2 protein-coding genes are annotated in these 1,722 nt (G+C 46.5%); one reads left to right on the top strand and one right to left on the bottom strand.

The window, feature by feature from the left end:
- Positions 1–693 (bottom strand): gamma-glutamyltransferase (locus tag B7Y67_RS17175; protein ID WP_293599671.1); only part of this gene is annotated, 693 nt, incomplete at its 3' end.
- A 253-nt stretch (positions 694–946) separates the two neighbouring features.
- On the opposite strand from B7Y67_RS17175, the gene B7Y67_RS17170 reads away from it, so the two are divergent.
- Positions 947–1,722 (top strand): ABC transporter substrate-binding protein (locus tag B7Y67_RS17170; RefSeq protein ID WP_293599670.1); only part of this gene is annotated, 776 nt, incomplete at its 3' end.

The following is a 1,722-nucleotide window of genomic DNA, read 5'->3' as shown; positions in this document are numbered from 1 at the left end:
ATGCAGGTCACTCAGTCTGAGTGGGCTACCGAGCTCAGTCAGTTCTTTTGCTAGTAACTCCGCTAAATCTCCGCGGTAATAATCTTCAGTGCCTTTGCGAGCAATTTGGCGTAAGGTCTTAGCGAGGCGATCTTGTTTGAAGATGCTACCAACGGCGGGTGCTTGGCCGTTTACCAAAAAGGTATTTGCAAAACCTGGAATATCAATAAGCTCCGCACGCTTTTTGGCAGTTAAGCTCGATTGACTATAGGTAACTGGCACGCCAGCTTCTGCGTAGTAAATGGCATCGGCTAAGAGGCGGGAGAGTGGTAATTTACCGCGCAAGCCAGTTTTAGAGAGTTGTTGAGCGGCACCCCATCCAGAAATGGTTCCAGCAACAGTATTGGCTGCAACAGCGCCTCTAAACGGAATCGCTTTAGTAATACCGCGCTCTGCGTACCAGTTTTTAGTGGCTAATCCTGCTGCAGCTCCACAGGCATCAATACCGCCCATTGTCTTTCCGGGTGAATGCACTACCCAGAATGAGTCTCCACCTATGGAATTCATATGGGGATAAACCACTGCAATCGTTGCTGCTGCAGCAATCATTGCTTCTAAAGCGTTACCACCCTCCTTAAGAACCCCTAAGGCTGACTCAGATGCCAGTGAGTGTGGTGCTACCGCCATTCCACGAATACCCCATTTTTGTTGCATGAATTCATTCCCTTGTTCTTGTGATGGTACGTAAATCTGTCTCATTCAATCATTTTGTTAAAAATTGAATCTACTAGTCTAGTGATCATGCAAGAAAAACGTGCATAAGCACTAATGTAGTGCTTCTGTGCCCTAAAGCAATACTTTTCATTACTACTTTTCTTCTATGAGTCGATACATTGGACTCGAGAAGATGAATCAAAGAATTGTCTCTGAGCATCTTCCATGATCAATGCTTAACAGGAGAAGACAAATGGAATCAAATCGCCGCAAGTTTCTCAGTACCAGTATTGGTGCTGGTGTAGCAGGTGTTGCTTTAGGTGCCCCTGCAATTGTAAAAGCGCAATCTCAGCAAACTTTTAACTGGAAGATGACCAGCGCTTACCCAAAGGGTGCGCCGTTTTATATGGAAGGTCCAGGTAGTGCAACTGATTTGGCCAAACGTATCGGTGAGATGTCTAATGGTCGTTTAAAGATTCAAGTATTTGGAGCGGGCGAGTTGATCCCGGCATTCGAGGGCTTTGATGCGGTACGTTCTGGCACAGTGGAGATGAACCATGCCAATAGTTATTTTTGGACTGGTAAAACTTTTGCAGCTCAGTACTTTACTGCAGTGCCATTTGGCCTGAACTTCCAGGGTATGAATGGCTGGCTCTATGACGGTGGTGGTATCGATCTTTGGAATGAAACCTATGCCCCTTTTGGCATGATTGCGATGCCATGCGGTAATACGGGCGTGCAAATGACTGGCTGGTTCAAAAAGAAAATTAATAGCGTAGCCGACCTCAAAGGTCTAAAAATGCGTATCCCAGGACTTGCTGGCAAGGTCTACGCTAAGTTAGGTGTTGATGTGAAGGTGCTACCGGGCGGTGAGATTTTCCCTGCACTAGAGCGTGGCGTGATTGATGCAGCTGAGTTTGTTGGACCATATCAAGACCGCCGTCTTGGTTTGCAAAAAGCAGCTAAGTTCTACTACACCACTGGCTGGCATGAGCCTGCAACCACTTCTGAGCTTTTGATTAATAAAGC

The organism is Polynucleobacter sp. 35-46-11 (genome assembly GCF_002281105.1).
The sequence above is the reverse complement of the archived record's forward strand: the minus strand, read 5'-3'. Positions and strand labels throughout refer to the sequence as shown.